A 21098-nucleotide genomic window follows, 5' to 3' on the forward strand; every position below is an offset into this window, starting at 1 on the left:
GGAAGCAGGTACACCGAGTCTAAATTTGCACCTTCCCGCAATCAATGTTGATTATGATAATCAACATATATTGATTTCTTCGGTTTATACCCACTTTTATGCCAGCCCCGATTTACCTGAGCGCCGCCGAAGCGGCCGCAACGCTCGGCGTCAGCTTGCCGACGCTGTACGCGTATGTAAGCCGAGGCATGCTCGGCTCGTCGCCGGATGCGCAAGGCAGGCATCGGCTCTACGATGCCGCCGAGGTGCGCCGCCTCGCGCGTCGCAAGGCGGACGGCAAACGCGCCGGCAAGGTCGCGCAGAAGGTGCTCGACTGGGGCGTACCGGTGCTCGAATCGTCGATCACGCTGGTCGCGGACGGTCGGCTGCTGTATCGCGGGCACGATGCGATCGAGCTCGCGCGCAGTGCGTCACTCGAAGACGTCGCGGCGCTGTTGTGGGAATGCAGCGCGCGGCGCATCGCCGATGCGCCGGTCGTGCCGCTCGCCCCCGCGCAATGGGCCGCGTGGCTCAAGCTGTGGAGTGACAGCACGCCGCTCGATCGCGCGCTGGTGCTGCTGCCGGCCGCCGCCGCGCAGATGCCGCGCGTGTGGGCGCTCGGCCGCGATGCGCAGCTCGACACCGCGTGCGCCGTGACGCGGCTGCTGGCCGCCGCGATGCTGCCGGCGGCGCCGTCGAACGAACCGCTGCATCGGCAGATCGCGACGGCCTGGCGGGTGCGCAGCCGTCAGCAAAGCGGATTGCTGCGCGCGGCCTTGGTCGCCTGCGCGGATCACGAGCTGAACGCGTCGACGTTCACGGTCCGTTGTATCACGTCGACGGGCACGCACCTGTTCGGTGCGGTCGCGGGCGGGCTCGCGGCGCTTTCCGGGCCGCGTCACGGCGGCGAAACCGTGCGCATCGCCGCGCTGCTCGATGAGGCGTCGCGCTCGCCCGAGCTGGACCGCTACCTGGCGAACCGTCTCGCGCGCTACGAGCACGGCGCGCAAGGGCCGCTGCCGTCGGGCTTCGGTCATCCGCTCTATCCGGACGGTGATCCGCGCGCGCGGCTATTGCTGACGATGCTCGCCGACTGCGCGCCAGCCCGCTCGCCGCTCAACGAGGTGCAGCAGGTCGCGCGAGCGGTGCGCGACACGACCGGCGCGGAGCCGACGGTGGATTTCGCGCTTGCCGCGATCGAGCGCGTGCTCGGCTTGCCGAGCGGGGCCGCGTTCACGCTGTTCGCGCTCGGGCGGGTGGTCGGCTGGATCGCGCACGCGATGGAGCAGGCGCGCGATGGCCGGTTGATCCGGCCGCGGGCGCGGTATATCGGGGAGTATGAGGCGGGAGGTGCTGCTTAGGGACCGGGAAGAGGCGGCTCGCCGTTCGCCCTGCATCAGACCACGCCCGGCCGACGCGCCAGCCAAGCCGGCATCGGCCAGCCGAATAGCAGCCTCGGCAACCTGCGTTCCGAGCCGCTCGCCAGCGCAAAACGCGCCCCGGCCCGCCCGGCGCTGATCCATGCCACCGATCCACGCGCTAACTCGATCGACTGCCCCGCCGCCAGCCAGTGATCCTCATGCTCGCCCTCGACGGTCAGCCAGACGTTGCCGCTGATCACCTTGAAAATCGTCGGACGCGCAACCCGCCAGGCCGTGACGGGCTCGCCATGTTCCAGCTCGAAAACTCGCACTTCTCGCATCGCCGTTCTCCTCGATGAACTTTCTGTTGTACCGATTATTGACGTGCGATGATCGGAGACCCATGCACAGTTCCGAACACTTCCATCGGAACTGTTCAGTCAAAAAACCGAACAGTTGGCATCGCTCGCGCGGCGCAGGTTTAAAACTTTCGCGCTCGCAGGCCGGCGACAGAAGGCAAGCGTATGAAACTCGAAATCCAGCTCGATCGGGACAACGGCGTGCCGCTGACCGAGCAGATCGTCGCGGGCGTCTCGGCGTGGATCCGCTCGCGCAATGCGCATCCTGGCTCAAAGCTGCCGTCGATCCGCCAGTTCGCCGCCGACTTCGGCGTAAGCCGCTTTCCGGTGATCGAGGCATACGACCGGTTGGTGTCGCTCGGCTATGTCGACTCGCGCCACGGCTCCGGCTTTTACGTCGCCGATCGCCAACCGACCGACATGCGCTGCCAGGGCACTTCGGACCCGCGCCGCGCCGATGTCGAGTCGGACCATCTGCTCGAGCAATTCAACTTTCCGGGCGAGACGCTGAAGCTCAGCACCGGTTTCATCCCCGAAAGCTGGCGCGACATCGATGGCATTGCGCAGGCGATCCGCCACGTGTCGCGAACCGATCCGGCTAGCATGGTCGAGTACGCGACGCCGCTCGGCAACCCGGTCTTGCGCGAACAGTTGCGCGGCCGCATTGGCCAGTTGGGCATCCAGGCAGACGCATCGCAGATTCTAATCACCAATGGCGCGAGCCAGGCGTTCGATCTGCTGGTGCGCTACATGCTCAAGCCAGGCGACACGATCTTTGTCGAGGACCCCGGTTACTACAACCTGTACGGCCTGTTGCGCCTGCACGGCATGAAGCTGATCGGCATTCCACGCACCGGCAATGGTCCCGACCTCGACACGATGCAGGCGCAACTGAAGCTGCACCGGCCCAGATTGCTGCTCATCAACACCGTGTTCCACAATCCGACCGGCACCACGGTCGCACCGCAGGTCGCATTCCGTTTGCTGCAAATGGCGCGAGAGCATGGCTTCCAGATCATCGAGGACGATATCTACGCGGATTTTCAGACCGAGCTCACCGACCGCCTGGCCACCCTCGACCAACTCGAACAGGTGATCTACATCGGCGGATTGTCGAAAACGCTGTCGTCTTCGCTGCGGGTCGGCTACGTGGTTGCGAGTCACGCGATCATCAAGGACCTGGTCGACATCAAGATGCTGACGAGCATCGGCTGTTCGCGCTTTGCCGAAGCGGTGGCGGTGTCGATGCTGGAGCGCGGCGCATATCGCAAATATCTGGAGCGACTGCGCCGCCAGATGCGCGGCGCGCTCGGCTCGACCGTCCAGACACTCGAAGATACCGGCTGGGAGATCTTCGAAGAACCAGCGGGCGGCAAGTTCGTGTGGGCACGCGTGCCGCATGTCGCGGACGCCGAGCGGCTCGTTGAATGCGGCGTGCCCCTCGGAGTGACGGTGCTGCCTGGACAACACTTCAGGCCGAACCGGGAGGTGAGCCCGTGGATCAGAATTCATGTGGCGTTTGGCAACGAGCCACGTGCGCAGGCGTTTTTTCATGCGGCGGCGCAGTTGCCGCCTGATGCGTGAACACGGCGCGGAGCGCGGCCGTGACGCAGCACCGACACCCGCGCAACGCTGCGCCGCCCGCTGCGCCGGGACCCGCTTTTCCCTAGAATAGCGAGTCCCAACCCGACCGAGCGCGCCTAGCCACCTCATATGTCCACGACGACGCCTCCGCCCGCCCTCGCTCCCGATATCCCCTCGGGTCCTTCGCCCCGCTCGCTGACCGTGATGCTGTGGCTGGTCGCCACCGGCTTCTTCATGCAGACGCTCGATTCGACGATCGTCAACACCGCGCTGCCCGCGATGGCGACAAGCCTCGGCGAACTGCCGCTGCGCATGCAATCGGTGGTGATCGGCTACTCGCTGACGATGGCGGTGATGATCCCCGTGTCCGGCTGGCTCGCCGACAGACTCGGCACGCGGCGCGTGTTCTTCAGTGCGATCCTCGTGTTCGCGGTGGGCTCGTTGCTGTGCGCGAACGCGCATACGCTGAACCAACTGGTGCTGTTTCGCGTTCTGCAAGGCGTGGGCGGCGCGATGCTTCTGCCCGTTGGGCGGCTCGCGGTGCTGCGAACCTTTCCGGCTGAGCGCTATCTGCCGGCGTTGTCGTTCGTGGCGATTCCGGGGCTGATCGGACCGTTGATCGGACCGACGCTCGGTGGCTGGCTCGTCAAGATCGCGTCGTGGCACTGGATCTTTCTGATCAACGTGCCGGTGGGCATCGTGGGCTGCATCGCGACGTTTATCTTCATGCCGGATAGCCGCAACGAACACACGAGCAAATTCGACCTTGGCGGCTACCTGTTGCTGGTGGTGGGCATGGTGGCGATTTCGTTCGCGCTCGACGGCCGCACCGAGTTCGGCATTCAACATGCGACGGTGCTGGTGCTGCTGATTCTGAGCATGGCGTGCTTCGTTGCGTATGGGCTGCACGCGGTGCGCGTGCCCGCGCCGATCTTCCCGCTCGATCTGTTCAAGATCCACACGTTTAGCGTTGGGCTGCTCGGTAATCTGTTCGCGCGGATCGGCAGCGGCTCGATGCCCTACCTGATTCCTCTGCTGTTGCAGGTGAGCCTCGGCTATAGCGCATTCGAAGCCGGGCTGATGATGCTGCCCGTGGCGGCCGCGGGCATGGCGACGAAGCGCCTCGTGACGAAGCTGATTCTGAAGTACAGCTACCGGCGCGTGCTGATGGCGAACACGATTCTGGTCGGCCTGATGATGGCGAGTTTCGCGCTCACGAGCACGCATCAGCCGCTGTGGCTGCGGCTCGTGCAACTGGCGATCTTCGGCGGCGTGAACTCGATGCAGTTCACCGCGATGAACACGTTGACGTTGAAGGACCTCGGCACCGGCGGCGCCAGCAGCGGCAATAGCCTGTTTTCGCTCGTGCAGATGCTTTCGATGAGTCTCGGCGTGACGGTGGCCGGTGCGTTGCTGACAACCTTTACCGGCATCATGCAACGCGCGACTGGCGCCAATTCGCTGCCCGCGTTTCATGCGACGTTCCTGTGTGTCGGCATCATCACCGCATGCTCGTCATGGATCTTTGCGCAGTTGTCGCCGGAGATTCGCACGCCCGCGAAAAAGACCGATCCTTCGGAGCGTACTTGAAAGCCGCAGTAGCCAGGACGACGCATCCTCGTGCACTCGCGAACGGATTTCCGGGCATCGCTCCGCGCACGCAGCACGCAGCACGCAGCACGCAGCACGCTTGCACAGCGTCGCCGACCCGCAACAGGGCGCGTCCCGCACCAGCGAAGTGCGCGTTATCGCCTTCGTACCGCGGCGGGCGCACAACGATTTCCTCGGAGCATTGCTGGTGGACGCTCGAGCTTTGTTCGAACACGCGCATAGTTCTTGCTCGTCTATCCTGTAAACTCTTGGTCTGCGCGCGCGAACTCCTGCCTGGCCCAGCAAGCGCCGCCATTTCCACACGACTGACACGATGAGCATGATCGAACTCGATCCTCCCGGCTTCCAGCCACCACGCCCGATGGCCGGCGACGAAGGCTCCCGGCGTACCGTTCTCTATGGCGGCTACACCGTTTTCAGCGTGTTTCAGCCGGTCTTTTCGGTATCGCACCGGCGCGCGATCGGGTATCACGCGTCGCTGCGCGTGCACGACGAGCATGAGCGGCAAGTGCCCTCGCACGAAGTCTTTACGCAGGCCGCGCGACGCGGCGATCTGCTGGAACTCGGACGGCTGGCCGAATCGCTGCACCTCGGCAACTTCAACGCATTCGACAGCCACGACGAATGGCTCTTCCTCAGCCTGCATCCGGCCGCACTGATGGACACCAGCTACGGCGACGCGCTGCTTGCCAGCCTGAAGGCGCTCGGCCTGCCGCCGCAGCGCGTGGTGCTCGAAGTATCCGAACAGGCTGGCGGCGAAACCACGCGCTTCGCCGAAATCGTCGATTCGCTGCGCAAGGCCGGTTTCCTGATCGCGCTCGACGGCTTTGGCGCCAAGCATTCGAACATCGACCGGGTGTGGAATCTGCGGCCGGACATCGTCACGCTCGACCGCTGCATCCTCGCGCAAGCGAGTGAACACTCGCATATCGAGCGCGTGCTGCCGGGCCTCGTCTCTCTGTTGCACGAGTCTGGGCAACTGGTGCTGATGGGCGGTCTGAGCACCGAACGTGATGCGCTGATCGCGCTCGAATGCAATGTCGACTTCGTCCAGGGCGCATTTTTCGCGGGTCCGAGCGTCGAACCCGTCAAGCCGCAAGTTGCCGCTGGCCTGATGGATTCGCTCTCCGCTTCGCTGCGCGAACGCGTTGCCGCTCGAGAGAAAGCGCAATCCGCGCGGCTCGCGCCGTATGTCACGGCGCTCGAGGCAGCCGCCGCGCAGCTGGTTGCCGGGGAATCGATCATGCAGGCGACCGCACCTCTGCTCGCGCTCGGAGAAACGGCGCGCTGCTTTGTTTTGGACGGTTCGGGGCGGCAGATCGGCGACAACGTGCTGCCGCCGGGGCGCACATCGCAACGCGCAAAGCGCTTCAGCCCGCTGCTGCATTCCGAAGGCGCGAGTTGGGAGCGCCGCCCGTACTTCATTCAGGCGATGCGTCAACCGGGGCGGGTTAATCTGACGCCGCCGTATCTGTCGATCAACGAAGCGCATCTGTGCGTGACCGCCTCGATTGCCGCGCACACGTCGCATGGTACGCAGGTGCTATGCGTCGACATCAACTGGGAAGTCGCGGCTCACCGTAACTGACGCCCCCGGATGGTCCTTGATGCGGGCAAGCAGTTCCATGACCGCATCACGGCCCAGCATCCGGTTGGCCGCCCGCAGATGCGCGGCGCTGGTCAGGATGCGCAGCGAGACGATTTTCGCCGAAAGGTCCGTTTTGCCATCCGTCACCACGTCGATTAACCCGACGATCTCGCCGTCGCAGAACAGTGCGATGCACACCGCACCCGCCATCGACACCACCTCCGCATGGCTCGCCTGTTGCGCGAGCGATGTGACTACAGCCATCCACTTCGGACCTGAACCCGGTTCGCGGTCGCGTTGCGCTTCGGTTTCAGGCCTTGGCCCTTGTGCTCGAAGGGCCGGGTTGGCTGTGGGGAACGGAGGCGGCGGAGCGTACAAAGGCACGTCGCTGATCAGTTGCGGCGCATCGCTGAAAAGCTCTAGCAGGCCCGCCCGGTCTTGCGCTTCGAGCGCCGCGCGCAAACGCTCGACGATTCGCCCATGCACCGCCGGATCGGGCCGCTCCAACGGCGCCCCCGCACGTCTCAGACGCTCCTTGGCGCGATGAACCATTTGCCGGCAAGCGGCCGGTGTGCGCTCGAGAATCGAGGCGATTTCCGCATAACCGCACTCGAACGCTTCATGCAGGACGAGCGCCGCACGTTCGTCTGGTTTCAGATGTTCGAGAAGCAGCATCACGCCGTACGACATATCTGCCGCTCGCAACGCCAACTCCTCCGCCGATGGTGCGACCTCGTCGAGCCACGGCTCCGGCAACCAGCCACTAGCCTGTGACGCACGCTCGCGCTGTGCATGCCGCAGACGGTCGATCGCCGTGCGCGTGGTGAGCGTGGTGAGCCACGCGACCGGCGTTTGCACCGCCTGCGTATCGGCCAGGTGCCATTTGAGCCAGACATCCTGCACCACGTCTTCGGCCTCCGCGCGACTGCCGAGCATCCGATATGCGAGTGCCAGCAGACGGGCGCGCGCGGCCTCGAAACTGGATGCCTTGGCGATTCCCTGTTCCGTCATGCGTAGACCTCCCGATGGTGCGTGGTGAAGAAGCGGCTGCATACCGGCGGCATGGCTCAGGCGCGCGTCATGCTCGGTATTCCTGAGCTTGACGCATGGGCAACCGGTGATGTGACAGCGCGGCGCAAAAAAATTCGCTGTCACAACCTGTCACAACGCCAGCGGCTGCTTCGTCAAATGAGCAACAACCGGCGCATGTCACGCGGCTTCTGATCCGCGGCGGCCTGCGCATCCCGGAATGCCCGCGCCATCCATCTGAACGAGGAATCCATGCCTTCCAGTTACCCGTCTGTCTCCGGCCTCGGCCTTGTGCCCACGGTGATCGAACAATCCGGCCGGGGCGAACGTGCCTATGACATCTACTCCCGCCTGCTGCGCGAGCGCATCGTCTTTCTTGTCGGGCCCGTGAACGAGCAGTCAGCCAGTCTGATCGTCGCGCAATTGCTGTTTCTCGAATCGGAGAACCCCGACAAGGATATTTCTTTTTACATCAACTCGCCCGGCGGCTCCGTGTACGACGGCCTCGCGATTTACGACACCCTGCAGTTCATCAAGCCGGAGGTCTCGACCTTGTGCACGGGTTTTGCCGCGAGCATGGGCACCTTTCTGCTCACCGCGGGTCAATGCGGCAAACGGTATGCGCTACCCAATGCGCGCATCATGATTCACCAGCCGTCGGGCGGCGGTCAGGGCACCGCGGCGGACATCGAAATCCAGGCCAAGGAGGTGCTGTATGTACGAGCGCGTCTCAATGCGATGATGGCCGAGCGCACCGGACGCAGCATCGAAGAAATCGCGCGCGACACCGACCGCGACAACTTCATGTCGGCGCTCGAAGCGAGGGAATACGGATTGATCGATGACGTGCTGGAAGCTCGCGCGACATGGAACAACGCAGGCCGTCGCGACACCCTGTAACGGAACTGACATCGAGCCGCCCGCTGGACCACCGGTTGGACCGCAGGCTGCAAATTCGCACCTACCGATCGGTGCGAGCGCACCACAAAAGCTGCTCACCTTCGCTGGAATCGCTATCATGTCGCGATTCGTCGACTTCGACGACCGCTTCAATGGAGATACACATGGCGTCATCCAACGAAAACGTCAGCATGGCGCTGTTCTGCGACTTCGAGAATGTCGCGCTTGGCGTGCGCGACGCGAAGTACGACAAGTTCGACATCAAGCTGGTGCTCGAGCGCCTGCTGCTGAAGGGCAGCATCGTCGTCAAGAAAGCGTATTGCGACTGGGACCGTTACAAGAGCTTCAAAGGCGCGATGCACGAGGCCAATTTCGAGTTGATCGAAATTCCGCACGTGCGCCAATCGGGCAAGAATTCCGCCGACATCCGGCTCGTCGTCGATGCGCTCGATCTTTGTTACACGAAATCGCACGTCAATACGTTCGTCATCATCAGTGGTGATTCGGATTTCTCGCCGCTCGTGTCGAAGCTGCGCGAGAACGCCAAACAGGTGATCGGCGTCGGTGTGCAACAGTCCACCTCGGATCTGCTGATTGCGAATTGCGACGAGTTCTTCTTTTACGACGATCTTGTACGCGAAAGTCAGCGCGCAGTCGCAAGGCCCGAATCGTCGCGTCAGCAGCAGAACACCCAGCAGGCAGCCAAACGTGCGCCTGATGAAGAGAAGGCTCCGCCCAAGGAAGATCTGGAGAAGCGCCGCAGCAAGGCCGTTGAAATTGCGGTGCAGACATTCGACGCGCTCGCTTCCGAACGTGGCGACAGCGGCAAGATCTGGGCGTCCGTGCTGAAGAACGCGATCAAACGGCGCAAACCGGATTTCAACGAGACGTATTACGGGTTTCGCGCTTTCGGCAATCTGCTGGAAGAAGCGCAGGCGCGCGGGCTGCTCGAATTCGGCCGCGATGAAAAGTCAGGCGCGTACGTCTATCGAAGTACAGCCGTGAACGTTGCGAGTGAAGCGGCAAGTGAAACCATCGGCGAAACCGCGGCGGAGTCTGCCGAAACGGGGTCGGCTGAAGCGGTATCGGCCGAACAGGCGGCCGAACATTCGTATGAAGCGCAGGCGGCGCAAGCGGCCGCGTCCGAGTCGGGCGGCAAGCACAAGTCGCGGCGCAAGGAGCGCAACAACCGCAAGCTGGGGCGGGGTCAGCAGGAGGCCGCGCACGGCAAGCGCGGTCACCACGAAACGGCTGATGAAGAGCATGCGGCTACCGCTGCGGCTCTCACCGAACACGCGGAACCCGCCGAAGAGGTCGAGCGGCAGGAACCGCGTGAACACGCGCCGCTCCCACATGAGTTCGTCACTGAACCGATAGCTGAAGAGTCCAAAGCTCGCGCTGTAACAGCGCAAGCGGATACAGCCGCTGAACAAGTCGTATTCGGCCAAGGAACCGACCATTCCACCGACAGCGACCAACCCGCGCAGCGTCAAAGCGCCAAAAAGCGCGCATCGCGCAAAACGGCCGCGAAGAAAGTGAAGAAAAGCACGCCAGGCACGATCGAGGAAGTACCTGAGATCGCAGCGCCGGCCGCGCCCCCTGCTCCAGCAATCAACTCGGAAGAAGGGTCTGAGGCCGCGAGGAAGGCAGCCCGTAAAACGGCGTCCCGGAGCCGTCGCCCGCGCAAAGCGGCATCGACCGACAGCGCGGAATAAGGAGCGGCACGGATTCGACGATCGTCGCTAAAAGCTACCGCCCAACCGTCCTTCGGACTTGAAATGCAGTACCGGCCGACAATGCAAGACAAGCAAGCCGGCCGGCCTCAGCTATCGCCGCTCAGTAAGCCGGATAAGGCGCATACATGACGGGCGGAGGCGGCGCGTAATAAGGACGGGGCGCGACGTACACCGGCTGCGTCGAATAGTAAGGCTGCGGCTGAACGATCGTCTCACCCTTCGAGGTCATGCACTGGGCGTAGGCGGTGTCGTAGCGCGCCTGCATGCCGGCCGCCGAATACTGGGCGCCATTCGCGCCGTTCGCGCCCCCGATCAGCAGACCGCTGCCGGCGCCGATCGCCGCGCCCGCGCCGGCGTTGCCCGCCGCGGCGCCGAACAGCGCGCCGATCGCCGCGCCGCCGAGCGTGCCGAGCGCCGCGCTGTTCACGCTGTTCGTGGTGGCCGCCTGCGCAGCGCCGGACGGATTCGTTGATTGATTCGCGTAGTCGCGGCACGCGTAGTCGTTCTGCTGGAACTGGCTGAGCGGCTCGCCGCTGCGCGGCATCGCGGCTATGCTCGGGCCGCTCGGTGGCGCCACTGCGCAACCGCCTAACGCGAGCGCGATGACGGCGGCGGGAATCGCCAGGCTGATCGTTTTATTGCTGGGAATCATGGCGGTGCACTTCGGAGGATTGGAATTCAAACGTTAGGCTAGTCGCGAAATTCCGTGGTTACGGCTCAGTTACAGAAAGTTTTTTGCCCGGCTGGCTGGCCTCGACCTTGCTGCGAGTCGCTGCGGCGATTGGTACGTTATATCAAGTCATGCTTGTAGATGAGCTGGCAATCGATTGACACGACGCCGGCCGCGCCGAACGTCGTACTCCAGCAACCGGGCGCGACGACCTTCCCGAGCGCCGCGACCGCGCAGAACTTCCGGTATATGAACCATCCGCCGCCAGCGCCCGCCCTCGCCAGTTCGGCGAAGTCGACGGGCGGGGACCGGGCTCATCGGCATCGACAGATGTCCACGAATTCTGGCCCCGACGATTAGCCGCAGGGCAATTTCACTTAGCGCCGCGCCCCGCCAAACCGCAGTTACCAACTGTGACAAACTTCTTTCAGAAGCGCGTAAGAAGGGCATCCCTCGGTGGTAAGCAATACCAATTCCTCCCCTTCCAATCGCCTCCAGAAAGAAAAAGCCCTCGCGATGGAGGGCTTTCGCCTCTGGCTACCATCTTCAAACGCGACCGCAAGGATCACGACATCAGACGGCGAGCCGCAACCGGCAATCTCAAGCGAAGTTTTTCGCTGCGAAGTCCCAGTTGACGATGTTCCAGTACGCCTCGACGAACTTCGGACGCGCATTGCGATAGTCGATGTAGTAAGCGTGCTCCCACACGTCGATCGTCAGCAGAGCCTTCGCGTCGGTGGTGAGCGGCGTGGCGGCGTTGCTCGTCGACACGAGGTCGAGCGAACCATCAGCCTTCTTCACGAGCCATGCCCAGCCCGAGCCGAACGTGCCGACCGCGGTCTTCGCAAACTCTTCCTTGAACTTGTCGAACGAACCCCACTTCGCGTTGATGGCGTCAGCCAGCGCGCCGGTCGGTGCGCCGCCACCTTGCGGCGACAGGCTGTTCCAGAAGAACGTGTGATTCCACACCTGAGCCGAATTGTTGAAGATACCGCCCGACGACTTCTTGACGATCTCTTCCAGCGACAGGTTCTCGAACTCGGTGCCCTTGATCAGATTGTTCAGGTTGGTCACATAGGTCTGGTGATGCTTGCCATAGTGAAACTCGAGCGTCTCTTCCGACATGTGCGGAGCGAGCGCGTTTTTCGCAAACGGCAGCGGCGGGAGCGTATGTTCCATGGTGCTTTCCTTCTCTGTATCTGTTGTGGGGAGTCTGCGGATGACGCTATCGAGCACTCGATTGTAGGCGAGTTGGAATAACCCCGCAAACCAACGGCCTTTGTGTCCGGCATGTCGAACACGCCGTGCGCAAGGCCCATGAGAAGGGCGCGCATGGCGCGTGCCCGGCTCGTCGGAAGACAGTAAACAGGGCATCACGCGCCCACCGGTGAAACGTCAGAAACCGTCGGTCAGACGCGCCTGCACGTCGGCGAGCGCGACATCGGCCGAGCCTTCGGCGAGATGCATCGTCAGACGACGTCCAGGTTTCAGCGACGACGGCGTGCGAATCGCCCGACCGCTTTGCGCATCGAGCACGGCCGCATAACCGCGTTCGAGCGTGCGCTGTGGACTCAGCACTTCGAGTCGCGCGCTGAGCATGTCGATGCGCGCGACCTGTCGTTCATGCCGGCGCGATAGCGCCGCATTCAGACGCTGCGCCAACACGTTGACGCGCGTGCGCTCGGCCGCGAGATCCGGACGCCAGCGTTGCCAGCGCATCTGCAGCAGCGAAAATCGCGCACGAGCGTCGCGCACCGGCCGGGCGCCCGCCGACGCGAGCCGAACGCGCAACTGCTGCAGATGCGTGCGCTGCCGCGCGAGCCGCTCGGCGGGCGACACGAGCCGGCGCGCCAGCCAGTCGAGCTGCTGCGCGCGCCGCTCCATCATGCGGCCGAACGCGCGCGCGAGCGTCGCGTGCCGATGATCAAGTTCGCGCAGCAGCATGACGCGCTGTGGACTGACGAGTTCGGCGGCACCGGTCGGCGTCGGTGCACGTACGTCGGCGGCGAAATCGGCAATCGTGAAATCGGTCTCGTGACCGACGCCGCTCACCACGGGTATGACGCTTTCCGCAATCGCGCGCGCGAGCACTTCTTCGTTGAACGCCCACAGATCTTCGATCGAGCCGCCGCCGCGACACACGATCAGCACGTCGACCTCGCGGCGCGCGCCAGCCGCCTCGACCATCGCCGCGAGCTTCGCGCTGACGCCCGCGCCCTGCACCGGCGCCGGATAAACGATCACCGGAATATGCGGCGCGCGACGCGACAGCGTCGTCAGCACATCGCGCAATGCGGCCGCCTGCAACGACGTGACGATACCGATCGCGCGCGGATGCGTCGGCAGTGCGCGCTTGCGCTCCGCGGCGAACAGCCCCTCGGCCTCGAGTTGCGCCTTCAACCGCAGAAACGCTTCGTACAAACGCCCCTGGCCGGTGCGGCGCACCGCTTCGACATTAAGCTGCAGTTCGCCGCGCGGCTCGTACATTGTGACGAGGGCGCGCACTTCGATGCGATCGCCTTCGCGCGGCATGAATTCGGCGTACTGAGCTCGACCGCGGAACATCACGCAGCGCATCTGCGCCTGCGCGTCCTTGATCGAGAAGTACCAATGGCCGCTCGCGGCGCGCGTGAAGTTCGACACTTCACCCGCGACCCAAACAAGTGGAAACGAGCGTTCGAGCATCGTGCCGATCGCGCGATTGAGCGCGGAGACGGGAACGACGACCTCACCGCCAGGTGTGGCCGCAGAAGCAAAAGGATTTTCGGGGTTCATGCAAGGAATAAATAGCGCTGGCCGGACAGACGATAGACCGAGCGAAGAGCGGCGTCCAGCCGGAATCGCAGGATTGTTAAAAGTGTCCACATGGCGGGAACCGCCTGACGAATTCCGCCAGAACGCCCGCCAACGTCAATAAATTCCTGGCAGAGCCTTGATTTATATGGCGTTTGCATCTCGATAGCGAGCGAGTACTACGATCCAAAGCGCACGGAATGGCCCTTCGGGACGATCGGACGGCAGGTTCTCCACAAAGTTATCCACAGACTGTGAGCAACCGCACATAGCGTGGAGCGGCGCGCGTTGGACCTTACGCGACTTGCCGGGCGGGACGCCCGCGCGCTACAGTGCCGGGTTCGACGGTATGTCGCTCGCGCAGCGCGGCGGAGAGCTTGCCCGGCCCGAGGCCACTGGGCGCGGGCTCTTTCGACGCGCCGCTCGCACCTCATTTTTCGACCCGTATTCGCATTCGATTGCCCGGAGAACCGCGTTGATGTTGACCCCGCGCAGTGCGCACGGCGCGCAGTCCGTGCTCGCAACCCGCCCATGAGCGAACTCAGCGACCGTCTCGGAGCGCGCCTCGCGCGCGAATGGCAGCAACGTGGACCGCTCGCCTGGGCGCTGACGCCGCTCGCCTGCGTGTTCGGCGCAGTCGCGGCCGCGCGCCGCGCCGTGTTTTCGCTCGGCTGGCTGAAATCGGTGCGCGTCGGCGTGCCGGTGGTGGTGGTCGGCAACGTGACGGTCGGGGGCACCGGCAAGACGCCGACCGTCATCGCGCTCGTCGAAGCGTTGCGCGCCGCGGGCTTAACGCCCGGCATCGTGTCGCGCGGCTACGGCGCGCGCGTGAGCACGCCGACCCGGGTCACGCCCGGTTCGTCGGCACGGGTCGGCGGAGACGAGCCGTTACTGATCGCGCGCCGCACCGGCGCACCCGTGTGGGTCTGTCCGGACCGCGTCGCCGCCGCGCAGGCGCTGTGCGCCGCGCATCGCGACGTCGACGTGATCGTCAGCGACGACGGCTTGCAGCACTATCGCCTCGCGCGCGATGTCGAACTCGTCGTGTTCGATCACCGGCTCGGCGGCAACGGTTTCCTGCTACCGGCCGGGCCGCTGCGCGAGCCGCTGTCGCGCCGCCGCGACGCGACGCTGATCAACGATCCGTATGCGCGCACGCTGCCCGCGTGGCCGAACACGTTCGCACTGCAGCTCGCCCCTGCCGACGCGTGGCATCTCGACAATCCCGCACTGCGCCGCCCGCTTGCGCAATTCGCCGGTCAACGCGTGCTGGCCGCGGCCGGCATCGGCGCGCCGGAACGCTTTTTCGCGACAGTGCGCGCGGCCGGCCTCGCGCCCACGACGCGCGCGCTGCCCGACCACTACACGTTCGAGCGCAATCCGTTCACCGACGTCGACGCCGACGCGATCCTGATTACGGAAAAGGATGCGGTAAAATTGGGGGCTTGGCACGACGCGCGCATCTGGGTAGTCCCGGTCGAAGCCGCGCTTGATCACCGCCTCACTGCATTAGTTGTGGAGAAAGTCCGTGGACGCTCGCCTGCTTGAAATCCTCGTCTGCCCGATCTGCAAGGGCCCGCTCAGCTACGACCGCGCCGCGCAGGAACTGATCTGCAACGCGGACAAGCTCGCCTATCCGATCCGCGACGGCATTCCCGTGATGCTCGTCGACGAAGCGAGGCAGACCGTCGAAGGCACGCCGGTCGATCTGAATCCCGGCTCGGTCGCCTGACCCGCAGCGCCACTGCAGCGCGAGGCGTCGCGTCGTCTCGCTCGCGCGCGGGTCAAGGCAGGCTTCATCGATGCCACCGCCCCCTCCCCGCATGCGCTCCAAAATCGATCCGCAGCCGTTTTCGCCGCTCCGGCTCATGTCCGACTCTGCGTGAGCGTCGCGCGCGCAGCCTCTTCCTCCGGCCTGATCGCCGACCGTTCCTGATCCGATGATCCACACCACCCCTCATCCGTTTATCGCCGTCGTGCCGGCCCGCCTCGCGTCGACGCGTCTGCCCAACAAGCCGCTCGCGGACATCGGCGGCAAACCGATGGTCGTGCGCGTCGCGCAGCGCGCGCGCGAATCGGGCGCGCAACAGGTGCTGGTCGCGTCGGACGCGCAGGAAGTGCTCGACGCGGCGCGAGACCACGGCTTCGACGCGGTACTCACGCGCGCCGACCATCCGTCGGGCACCGACCGTCTCGCGGAAGTGGCGACGCGTTTCGGCTGGAGCGACGACACGATCGTCGTCAACGTGCAGGGCGACGAGCCGCTGATCGACCCGGCGCTCGTGCGCGGCGTCGCCGCGCATCTGGCAACGACGAGCGACTGCGCGATCGCGACGGCCGCGCATTCCGATCACCGATCCCGCCGAAATTTTCAATCCGAACGTCGTCAAGGTCGTGCCCGATGCGCGCGGCGTCGCGCTGTATTTCTCGCGCGCGCCGATCCCGTGGGCGCGCGACGCATGGCAACCGCACTGGCCCGACGTCGCGTCGATGCCGACGCCGGCCGCGCCCGCCGTCGTATACCGGCACATCGGCCTGTACGCGTATCGCGCGAAATTTCTGCGCACGTACCCGAGCCTCGCGATCTCGCCGATCGAGCAGGTCGAAGCGCTCGAACAACTGCGCGCGATGTGGCATGGCGAGCGCATCGCGGTCCTCGTCACGCAAGACGTACCGTTGGCGGGGGTCGATACCCCCGCCGATCTCGCGCGCGTACGGGCCTTATTCGGGTCTTGAGCGCGGGAAGCCGTGGCATAATCGAACGGTTATGCGCGCCTCCCAGCGCAGGCGACACTCGGGTTATCCCGGTCGCGCCGTGCGGATCTTGCAGCGCCGTCGTATTCGACGTGCAGCGCGAGGTAGCCAACGGTAGCCGATGCGCAACCTGCGAGAATCGCCGGGAAGCATGCCGCGTCAACAAAGAATTCACATAGATCTGGAGATATCCATGCGTTTGATCCTGTTGGGTGCACCGGGTGCCGGCAAAGGCACTCAGGCCAACTTCATCAAGGAAAAGTTCGGCATCCCGCAAATTTCGACCGGCGACATGCTGCGCGCGGCCGTCAAGGCTGGCACGCCGCTCGGCCTCGAAGCAAAGCGCTTCATGGACGCCGGCGAGCTCGTCACGGATGAGCTGATCATCAACCTCGTGAAGGAACGTCTGCAGCAGCCGGACTGCGCGAACGGCTATCTGTTCGACGGCTTCCCGCGCACGATTCCGCAAGCCGAAGCAATGAAGCAGGCCGGTGTCGCGATCGACTACGTGCTCGAAATCGACGTGCCGTTCGACGAGATCATCGTGCGCATGAGCGGCCGTCGCTCGCACCCCGCGTCGGGCCGCACCTATCACGTGACGTTCAATCCGCCGAAGGTCGAGGGCATCGACGACGTGACCGGCGAGCCGCTGATCCAGCGCGACGACGACAAGGAAGAAACGGTCAAGAAGCGTCTGGAAGTGTACGAATCGCAAACCAAGCCGCTGATCGAGTACTACAACAGCTGGGCGAAGAACGGCGATGCGTCGAGCTCGGTGAAGGCGCCCCAATATCGCCGCATTTCGGGCCTCGGCAGCGTCGATGAAATTCGCGCCCGCGCGTTCGACGCGCTGAAGTAAGCCGGCTTGGTCCAAGCATTACCGCTGTTTTCGTTTGACCAAAACCCGCCCACGTTGGGCGGGTTTTTTATTTGGCTCGGTGCAAACCAAAAGCGGCAAGCGGTGGGGAACGCCCAGCGGAACCAGTCAGGTTTCCATAGCGCTTGCATGCCGCCGCCCGCTTCGCTTTCCGCAGCGCAGCACAGCCGCTACAATCGATCGTCGTCGAAAAATGCTTCGCTCGAGACCGCACTGAACAACCGTAGCAAAGGAGAAGACATGGAAATTCGTGACAACGTGTTCCTGATCACCGGCGGCGCATCAGGGCTCGGCGCTGCCACCGCGCGCCTGCTCGTCGAGAACGGCGGCAAAGTCGTCCTCGCCGACCTGAATCTGGACGCGGGCGAGGCGCTCGCAAAGGAACTCGGCGGCGCTTTCGTCAAATGCGACGTGAGCCGGGAAGAGGACGCGCAACAGGCCGTCGAAGCCGCGACGAAGCTCGGTACGCTGCGCGGTCTCGTCAACTGCGCGGGCGTCGCGCCGGCCGCGAAGACCGTCGGCAAGGATGGCCCCCATTCGCTCGATCTGTTCACGCGCACGATCTCGATCAATCTGATCGGCACGTTCAACATGATCCGGCTCGCCGCGGTGCAAATGTCGAAGAACGAGCCGAACGCCAACGGCGAGCGCGGCGTGATCATCAACACCGCATCGGTCGCCGCGTTCGACGGCCAGATCGGCCAGGCGGCCTACTCCGCCTCGAAGGCTGGCGTGGTCGGTATGACGCTGCCGATCGCGCGAGACCTGTCGCGCAACGCGATCCGCGTGATGACGATCGCCCCCGGCCTCTTCGAAACGCCGATGCTGCTCGGCATGCCGCAGGAAGTGCAGGACGCGCTCGGTGCGATGGTGCCGTTCCCGCCGCGCCTCGGCAAACCGGCCGAATACGCGATGCTCGCCAAGCAGATCTTCGACAATCCGATGCTGAACGGCGAGGTGATCCGGCTGGACGGCGCGATCCGCATGCAGCCGAAGTGAGGATCGCTTAGCGATCGATCTGGTCGCCGATGCTAGGCCAAGGCCTGCATACGGCGATAAAAAAACGCCTGTGCATGTGCGACATGTGCAGGCGTTTGTGTTTTATGCAGCGTGAAAACGCGCGTCGCTATTCGCCGTCATCATGCCGCGTGCGCTGCCGCAATTCATGCAACTGCGACTCGACCACGGTGGCATCTTCCGCATCGGGGCGATCGCCGAGATAGCTTTCGAGGTCCTCGAGCGCGGGCCGCAGATAATCGAGCCGCGCATACGCGAAACCGCGATCCCGCACTTCCTCGATATTGTCCGGCAGCAGAATGACGAGCCGTTGCTGCACCGCGAGCAGACGTTGCCAACGCTCGGTCTGCAGATAGATCGCCTTCAGGTTGCGCAACATCCGCGCGACGATCTCGCGATGCGTGGCCGGTTGCAGCAGCATGCGTAGCGCGCGCCCGACCGAATCGCCAGCCGACGCGACGTACGGCTCGAGCATCTCGACCATCTGCGCTTCGGACAGCGAATGACCGGTGGTCGGATCGAGCATCACGTCGCCGTCGGGCATCGTCACGCGCAGCAGGAAGTGGCCTGGAAACGACACCCCACGCACCGGAACGCCGAATTGCCCGGCCATCTCCAGATAGAGCACCGCGAGCGAAATCGGAATGCCGCGGCGACGTTTGAGTACGACGTTCAGATGGCTGTTGTCGGGGTCGTAGTAATCGTTCAGGTTGCTCGCGAAACCGAGTTCGCGGAAAAAGAAACGGTTGAGGATGCCAACCTTCTGACGGATGTCGGCATCGTCGGGCATGCGGCGCCGGAGCCGCAGCACCAGCTCGTCGATCTCGGCGAGCACCGACTGCAGATCGAGGTCGGGATAGGCATCCTGCGCGATCGAGAGCGCCGTCTCGGTCAGCGGCAGGCTCTCGTCTTCGGCGACGAGCGTACTGAAATAATCGAGAACCCGCGACATGGTGATCACTTCACTCGCCTTCTGAAATACGCGTACTTGAAGCCCATCAGCCAAAGCATACCGAAATACAGCGCGGCGAACAGCACGAGACACGCACCGAGCAACACCATGCGGCTGACCGGCTGGGTATGCATGCCGATCCAGTCGAAGCTGATCGCGAGCCAGCGCATCACGCCGGCGAGCACGAGGCACGCCCCGAGCAACTGCACGAAAAACTTGAGCCAGCCGCTCGACGGCATATAAATGCCACGTTTGCGCAGACCAATGAATAGCAGCAACGCATTGACGCAAGCGCCGAGCCCGACGCTCAGCGTGAGACCCGCATGCGCGAGCACCGGCACGAACACGTAGTTGCTCAACTGCGTGACGACCAGCACGCCGATGCCGATCTTCACTGGCGTCTTGATGTCCTGCTTCGCGTAAAAGCCCGGCGCGAGGATCTTGATCAGGATCAGGCCGATCAGGCCGACTCCGTAGGCGGCGAGCGCGCGGCTCACCATCACGACCGCATTGCCGTCGAACTTGCCGTAGTTGAACAGCACCGCTGTCAGCGGCTGGGCGAAAAAGAACAGCGCGATCGCGCTCGGCGCGGCGAGCAGGAACGTGACGCGCAGTCCCCAGTCGAGCAGCGACGAATACTCATGCGAGTCGGCATCGACGTGCGCCTTCGACAGGCTCGGCAGCAGGATCGTGCCCAGCGCGACGCCGAGCAGCGCGGTCGGAAACTCCATCAGCCGGTCGGCGTAGTTGATCCACGACACCGCGCCGGGGCCGATGTGCGACGCGATGTTGGTGTTGATGATCAGGCTGATCTGCGCGACCGACACCGCGAACATCGCCGGCACCATCTTCGCGAGCACCCGCTTTACGCCGCGATGCGCGAGCGCGCGCAGCGGGTTCAGGCCGATGAGCGGCACCATGTCGATCTTCTTGAGGCCCGGCAGCTGCACGACGAATTGCAGCACGCCGCCGACGATCACTGCCCAGGCGAGCGCATAGACCGGCGTTTGCAGGCGCGGCGCGAGGAATACGGCGGAGGCGATGAACGCGACGTTCAACAGCACGGGCGCAAACGCGGGCAACGAAAAGTTCTTGTACGTATTCAGCACGCCCGACGCCAGCGACGTCAGCGAGATGAAAATGATGTATGGGAACATGATGCGCGTCATCGCGACCGCGAGCTGGTACGCGTGGCCCTCGTGCGCGAGGCCCGACGCGACGACGAACACGACGCCCGACGCGCCGACCACGCCGATCACTGACAGCACGGCGAGCGCCCACGCGAGCACGGTCGAGGTCGCGTCGACGAGCGCCTTGGTGGCGTCGTGGCCTTGCTGGTTCTTGAACTCCGCGAGGATCGGCACGAAGGCCTGCGAGAACGCGCCTTCGGCGGAAATGCGACGCAGCAGGTTCGGAATGCGAAAGGCGACGTAGAAAGCGTCGGTGTATTGACTGGCGCCGAACGCACGGGCGATCAACGTTTCACGGGCCAGTCCGGTCACGCGCGACAGCAGCGTGAAGCCGCTGACCGTCAGCAGGGCTCGTAATAGATTCATGGGGCGCTTATTATACGGGTCCCGCCAATGCGGGCGACGAGCCAGAACGCGATTCGGACCGATTTGCCACGCGGACGTTCGCCGCGATCGGCTGGAAAGCGCGATTTCTTGTGTTTTCTGCGGTCTTCCCGGCAGCGCCCCGCCTTCCATCGGCGCCCTCGCAGGAGAGGCCAGCACATACGCGCCGACATGACGCCGCTCCGGTCATTGTGGCGCCAGCGCGTGTTTTCCGTTGTCACGTGCCTGATTTTGTTGCTATAATTGTCGGTTTCGAAGCTTGCTCAGTTTTCGAATGGTCTTCGGACGCGGTTCTCAGGTTGGCGCAGCGCCGC

At 64.2% G+C, this 21098-nt stretch carries 19 protein-coding genes and 1 pseudogene; 13 read left to right on the plus strand and 7 right to left on the minus strand.

What is annotated here, in order from left to right:
- Positions 1 to 98 precede the first annotated feature (98 nt).
- Positions 99 to 1340, plus strand: coding sequence for a citrate/2-methylcitrate synthase (locus OKW27_RS25455; protein ID WP_429335226.1), 1242 nt, complete (start codon positions 99 to 101; stop codon positions 1338 to 1340).
- A 35-nt stretch (positions 1341 to 1375) separates the two neighbouring features.
- Here the strand turns inward: OKW27_RS25455 and OKW27_RS25460 are convergent, their stop codons facing one another.
- On the minus strand, positions 1376 to 1681 hold the full coding sequence (locus OKW27_RS25460) for a DUF2917 domain-containing protein (RefSeq protein ID WP_090801599.1): 306 nt from the start codon (positions 1679 to 1681) through the stop codon (positions 1376 to 1378).
- 183 nt (positions 1682 to 1864) lie between these two features.
- Between OKW27_RS25460 and OKW27_RS25465 the strand changes: the two genes are divergently transcribed.
- The 3 genes from OKW27_RS25465 to OKW27_RS25475 all read left to right on the plus strand — a co-directional run bounded on the left by OKW27_RS25465 (position 1865) and on the right by OKW27_RS25475 (position 6482).
- The gene (locus OKW27_RS25465) at positions 1865 to 3283 is read left to right on the plus strand and encodes a PLP-dependent aminotransferase family protein (RefSeq protein WP_429335227.1); all 1419 of its coding nucleotides are present in this window, start codon (positions 1865 to 1867) and stop codon (positions 3281 to 3283) included.
- 129 nt (positions 3284 to 3412) lie between these two features.
- Positions 3413 to 4873: a multidrug transporter subunit MdtD gene (mdtD, locus tag OKW27_RS25470; RefSeq protein ID WP_429335228.1), complete on the plus strand. Its 1461-nt coding sequence runs from the start codon at positions 3413 to 3415 to the stop codon at positions 4871 to 4873.
- Between the two features lie 334 nt (positions 4874 to 5207).
- Complete coding sequence (locus tag OKW27_RS25475; protein WP_429335229.1) at positions 5208 to 6482, plus strand: EAL domain-containing protein; 1275 nt, start codon at positions 5208 to 5210, stop codon at positions 6480 to 6482.
- Here OKW27_RS25475 and OKW27_RS25480 read toward each other — a convergent pair.
- Complete coding sequence (locus OKW27_RS25480; RefSeq protein ID WP_429335230.1) at positions 6438 to 7493, minus strand: sigma-70 family RNA polymerase sigma factor; 1056 nt, start codon at positions 7491 to 7493, stop codon at positions 6438 to 6440. The genes OKW27_RS25475 and OKW27_RS25480 overlap by 45 nt on opposite strands.
- 24 nt (positions 7494 to 7517) lie before the next feature.
- On the opposite strand from OKW27_RS25480, the gene OKW27_RS25485 reads away from it, so the two are divergent.
- From OKW27_RS25485 to OKW27_RS25495, 3 genes are all read left to right on the plus strand, one after another.
- The gene (locus OKW27_RS25485; protein WP_184058213.1) at positions 7518 to 7706 is read left to right on the plus strand and encodes a hypothetical protein; all 189 of its coding nucleotides are present in this window, start codon (positions 7518 to 7520) and stop codon (positions 7704 to 7706) included.
- 57 nt (positions 7707 to 7763) lie between these two features.
- The gene (clpP, locus tag OKW27_RS25490; RefSeq protein WP_429335231.1) at positions 7764 to 8411 is read left to right on the plus strand and encodes an ATP-dependent Clp endopeptidase proteolytic subunit ClpP; all 648 of its coding nucleotides are present in this window, start codon (positions 7764 to 7766) and stop codon (positions 8409 to 8411) included.
- Between the two features lie 164 nt (positions 8412 to 8575).
- Positions 8576 to 10126, plus strand: coding sequence for an NYN domain-containing protein (locus OKW27_RS25495; RefSeq protein ID WP_429335232.1), 1551 nt, complete (start codon positions 8576 to 8578; stop codon positions 10124 to 10126).
- A 121-nt stretch (positions 10127 to 10247) separates the two neighbouring features.
- Here the strand turns inward: OKW27_RS25495 and OKW27_RS25500 are convergent, their stop codons facing one another.
- The 3 genes from OKW27_RS25500 to xseA form a co-directional block, all read right to left on the minus strand.
- Positions 10248 to 10799 carry a glycine zipper family protein gene (locus OKW27_RS25500; protein WP_090801611.1) on the minus strand — a complete coding sequence of 184 codons (552 nt, stop codon included), beginning with the start codon at positions 10797 to 10799 and terminating at the stop codon, positions 10248 to 10250.
- 618 nt (positions 10800 to 11417) lie between these two features.
- Positions 11418 to 11996 carry a superoxide dismutase [Fe] gene (sodB, locus tag OKW27_RS25505; protein WP_013090345.1) on the minus strand — a complete coding sequence of 193 codons (579 nt, stop codon included), beginning with the start codon at positions 11994 to 11996 and terminating at the stop codon, positions 11418 to 11420.
- 216 nt (positions 11997 to 12212) lie between these two features.
- Positions 12213 to 13592 (minus strand): exodeoxyribonuclease VII large subunit, encoded by a 1380-nt coding sequence (xseA, locus tag OKW27_RS25510; protein WP_090801614.1) that lies wholly within the window; start codon positions 13590 to 13592, stop codon positions 12213 to 12215.
- 549 nt (positions 13593 to 14141) lie between these two features.
- On the opposite strand from xseA, the gene lpxK reads away from it, so the two are divergent.
- The 6 genes and pseudogenes from lpxK to OKW27_RS25540 all read left to right on the plus strand — a co-directional run bounded on the left by lpxK (position 14142) and on the right by OKW27_RS25540 (position 18240).
- Positions 14142 to 15158: a tetraacyldisaccharide 4'-kinase gene (gene lpxK, locus OKW27_RS25515; protein ID WP_429335233.1), complete on the plus strand. Its 1017-nt coding sequence runs from the start codon at positions 14142 to 14144 to the stop codon at positions 15156 to 15158.
- Positions 15139 to 15342 carry a Trm112 family protein gene (locus OKW27_RS25520; protein ID WP_007180583.1) on the plus strand — a complete coding sequence of 68 codons (204 nt, stop codon included), beginning with the start codon at positions 15139 to 15141 and terminating at the stop codon, positions 15340 to 15342. Before lpxK ends, OKW27_RS25520 begins: the two co-directional genes overlap by 20 nt.
- Before the next feature lie 208 nt (positions 15343 to 15550).
- Positions 15551 to 16006, plus strand: a pseudogene (locus OKW27_RS25525) (cytidylyltransferase domain-containing protein); the annotation flags it as partial.
- Positions 16005 to 16346: a cytidylyltransferase domain-containing protein gene (locus OKW27_RS25530; RefSeq protein WP_429335234.1), complete on the plus strand. Its 342-nt coding sequence runs from the start codon at positions 16005 to 16007 to the stop codon at positions 16344 to 16346. The pseudogene OKW27_RS25525 and the gene OKW27_RS25530, both read left to right, overlap by 2 nt.
- Before the next feature lie 211 nt (positions 16347 to 16557).
- Positions 16558 to 17223, plus strand: a complete 666-nt coding sequence (gene adk, locus OKW27_RS25535) for an adenylate kinase (protein ID WP_176121699.1) — start codon at positions 16558 to 16560, stop codon at positions 17221 to 17223.
- Positions 17224 to 17481: 258 nt separating this feature from the next.
- A complete protein-coding gene (locus tag OKW27_RS25540) occupies positions 17482 to 18240 on the plus strand; it encodes a 3-hydroxyacyl-CoA dehydrogenase (protein WP_090805443.1) in 759 nt (252 codons plus the stop codon).
- Between the two features lie 127 nt (positions 18241 to 18367).
- On the opposite strand, the gene OKW27_RS25545 is transcribed toward OKW27_RS25540, so the two are convergent.
- On the minus strand, positions 18368 to 19210 hold the full coding sequence (locus tag OKW27_RS25545) for a SirB1 family protein (protein WP_429336598.1): 843 nt from the start codon (positions 19208 to 19210) through the stop codon (positions 18368 to 18370).
- A 5-nt stretch (positions 19211 to 19215) separates the two neighbouring features.
- Positions 19216 to 20766: a murein biosynthesis integral membrane protein MurJ gene (gene murJ, locus OKW27_RS25550; RefSeq protein WP_090801620.1), complete on the minus strand. Its 1551-nt coding sequence runs from the start codon at positions 20764 to 20766 to the stop codon at positions 19216 to 19218.
- Positions 20767 to 21098: the final 332 nt, after the last annotated feature.

The sequence above is a fragment of the Paraburkholderia sp. 35.1 genome, assembly GCF_050436525.1.
GTDB lineage: Bacteria > Pseudomonadota > Gammaproteobacteria > Burkholderiales > Burkholderiaceae > Paraburkholderia > Paraburkholderia tuberum.

Excerpts from the sequence above, each read along its gene's own strand:
- OKW27_RS25455 (WP_429335226.1), top strand. The coding sequence starts at position 99 with ATGCCAGCCCCGATTTACCTGAGCGCCGCCGAAGCGGCCGCAACGCTC.
- OKW27_RS25460 (WP_090801599.1), bottom strand. The coding sequence starts at position 1,681 with ATGCGAGAAGTGCGAGTTTTCGAGCTGGAACATGGCGAGCCCGTCACG.
- OKW27_RS25465 (WP_429335227.1), top strand. The coding sequence starts at position 1,865 with ATGAAACTCGAAATCCAGCTCGATCGGGACAACGGCGTGCCGCTGACC.
- mdtD (WP_429335228.1), top strand. The coding sequence starts at position 3,413 with ATGTCCACGACGACGCCTCCGCCCGCCCTCGCTCCCGATATCCCCTCG.
- OKW27_RS25475 (WP_429335229.1), top strand. The coding sequence starts at position 5,208 with ATGAGCATGATCGAACTCGATCCTCCCGGCTTCCAGCCACCACGCCCG.
- OKW27_RS25480 (WP_429335230.1), bottom strand. The coding sequence starts at position 7,493 with ATGACGGAACAGGGAATCGCCAAGGCATCCAGTTTCGAGGCCGCGCGC.
- clpP (WP_429335231.1), top strand. The coding sequence starts at position 7,764 with ATGCCTTCCAGTTACCCGTCTGTCTCCGGCCTCGGCCTTGTGCCCACG.
- OKW27_RS25495 (WP_429335232.1), top strand. The coding sequence starts at position 8,576 with ATGGCGTCATCCAACGAAAACGTCAGCATGGCGCTGTTCTGCGACTTC.
- OKW27_RS25500 (WP_090801611.1), bottom strand. The coding sequence starts at position 10,799 with ATGATTCCCAGCAATAAAACGATCAGCCTGGCGATTCCCGCCGCCGTC.
- sodB (WP_013090345.1), bottom strand. The coding sequence starts at position 11,996 with ATGGAACATACGCTCCCGCCGCTGCCGTTTGCGAAAAACGCGCTCGCT.
- xseA (WP_090801614.1), bottom strand. The coding sequence starts at position 13,592 with ATGAACCCCGAAAATCCTTTTGCTTCTGCGGCCACACCTGGCGGTGAG.
- lpxK (WP_429335233.1), top strand. The coding sequence starts at position 14,142 with ATGAGCGAACTCAGCGACCGTCTCGGAGCGCGCCTCGCGCGCGAATGG.
- adk (WP_176121699.1), top strand. The coding sequence starts at position 16,558 with ATGCGTTTGATCCTGTTGGGTGCACCGGGTGCCGGCAAAGGCACTCAG.
- OKW27_RS25540 (WP_090805443.1), top strand. The coding sequence starts at position 17,482 with ATGGAAATTCGTGACAACGTGTTCCTGATCACCGGCGGCGCATCAGGG.
- OKW27_RS25545 (WP_429336598.1), bottom strand. The coding sequence starts at position 19,210 with ATGTCGCGGGTTCTCGATTATTTCAGTACGCTCGTCGCCGAAGACGAG.
- murJ (WP_090801620.1), bottom strand. The coding sequence starts at position 20,766 with ATGAATCTATTACGAGCCCTGCTGACGGTCAGCGGCTTCACGCTGCTG.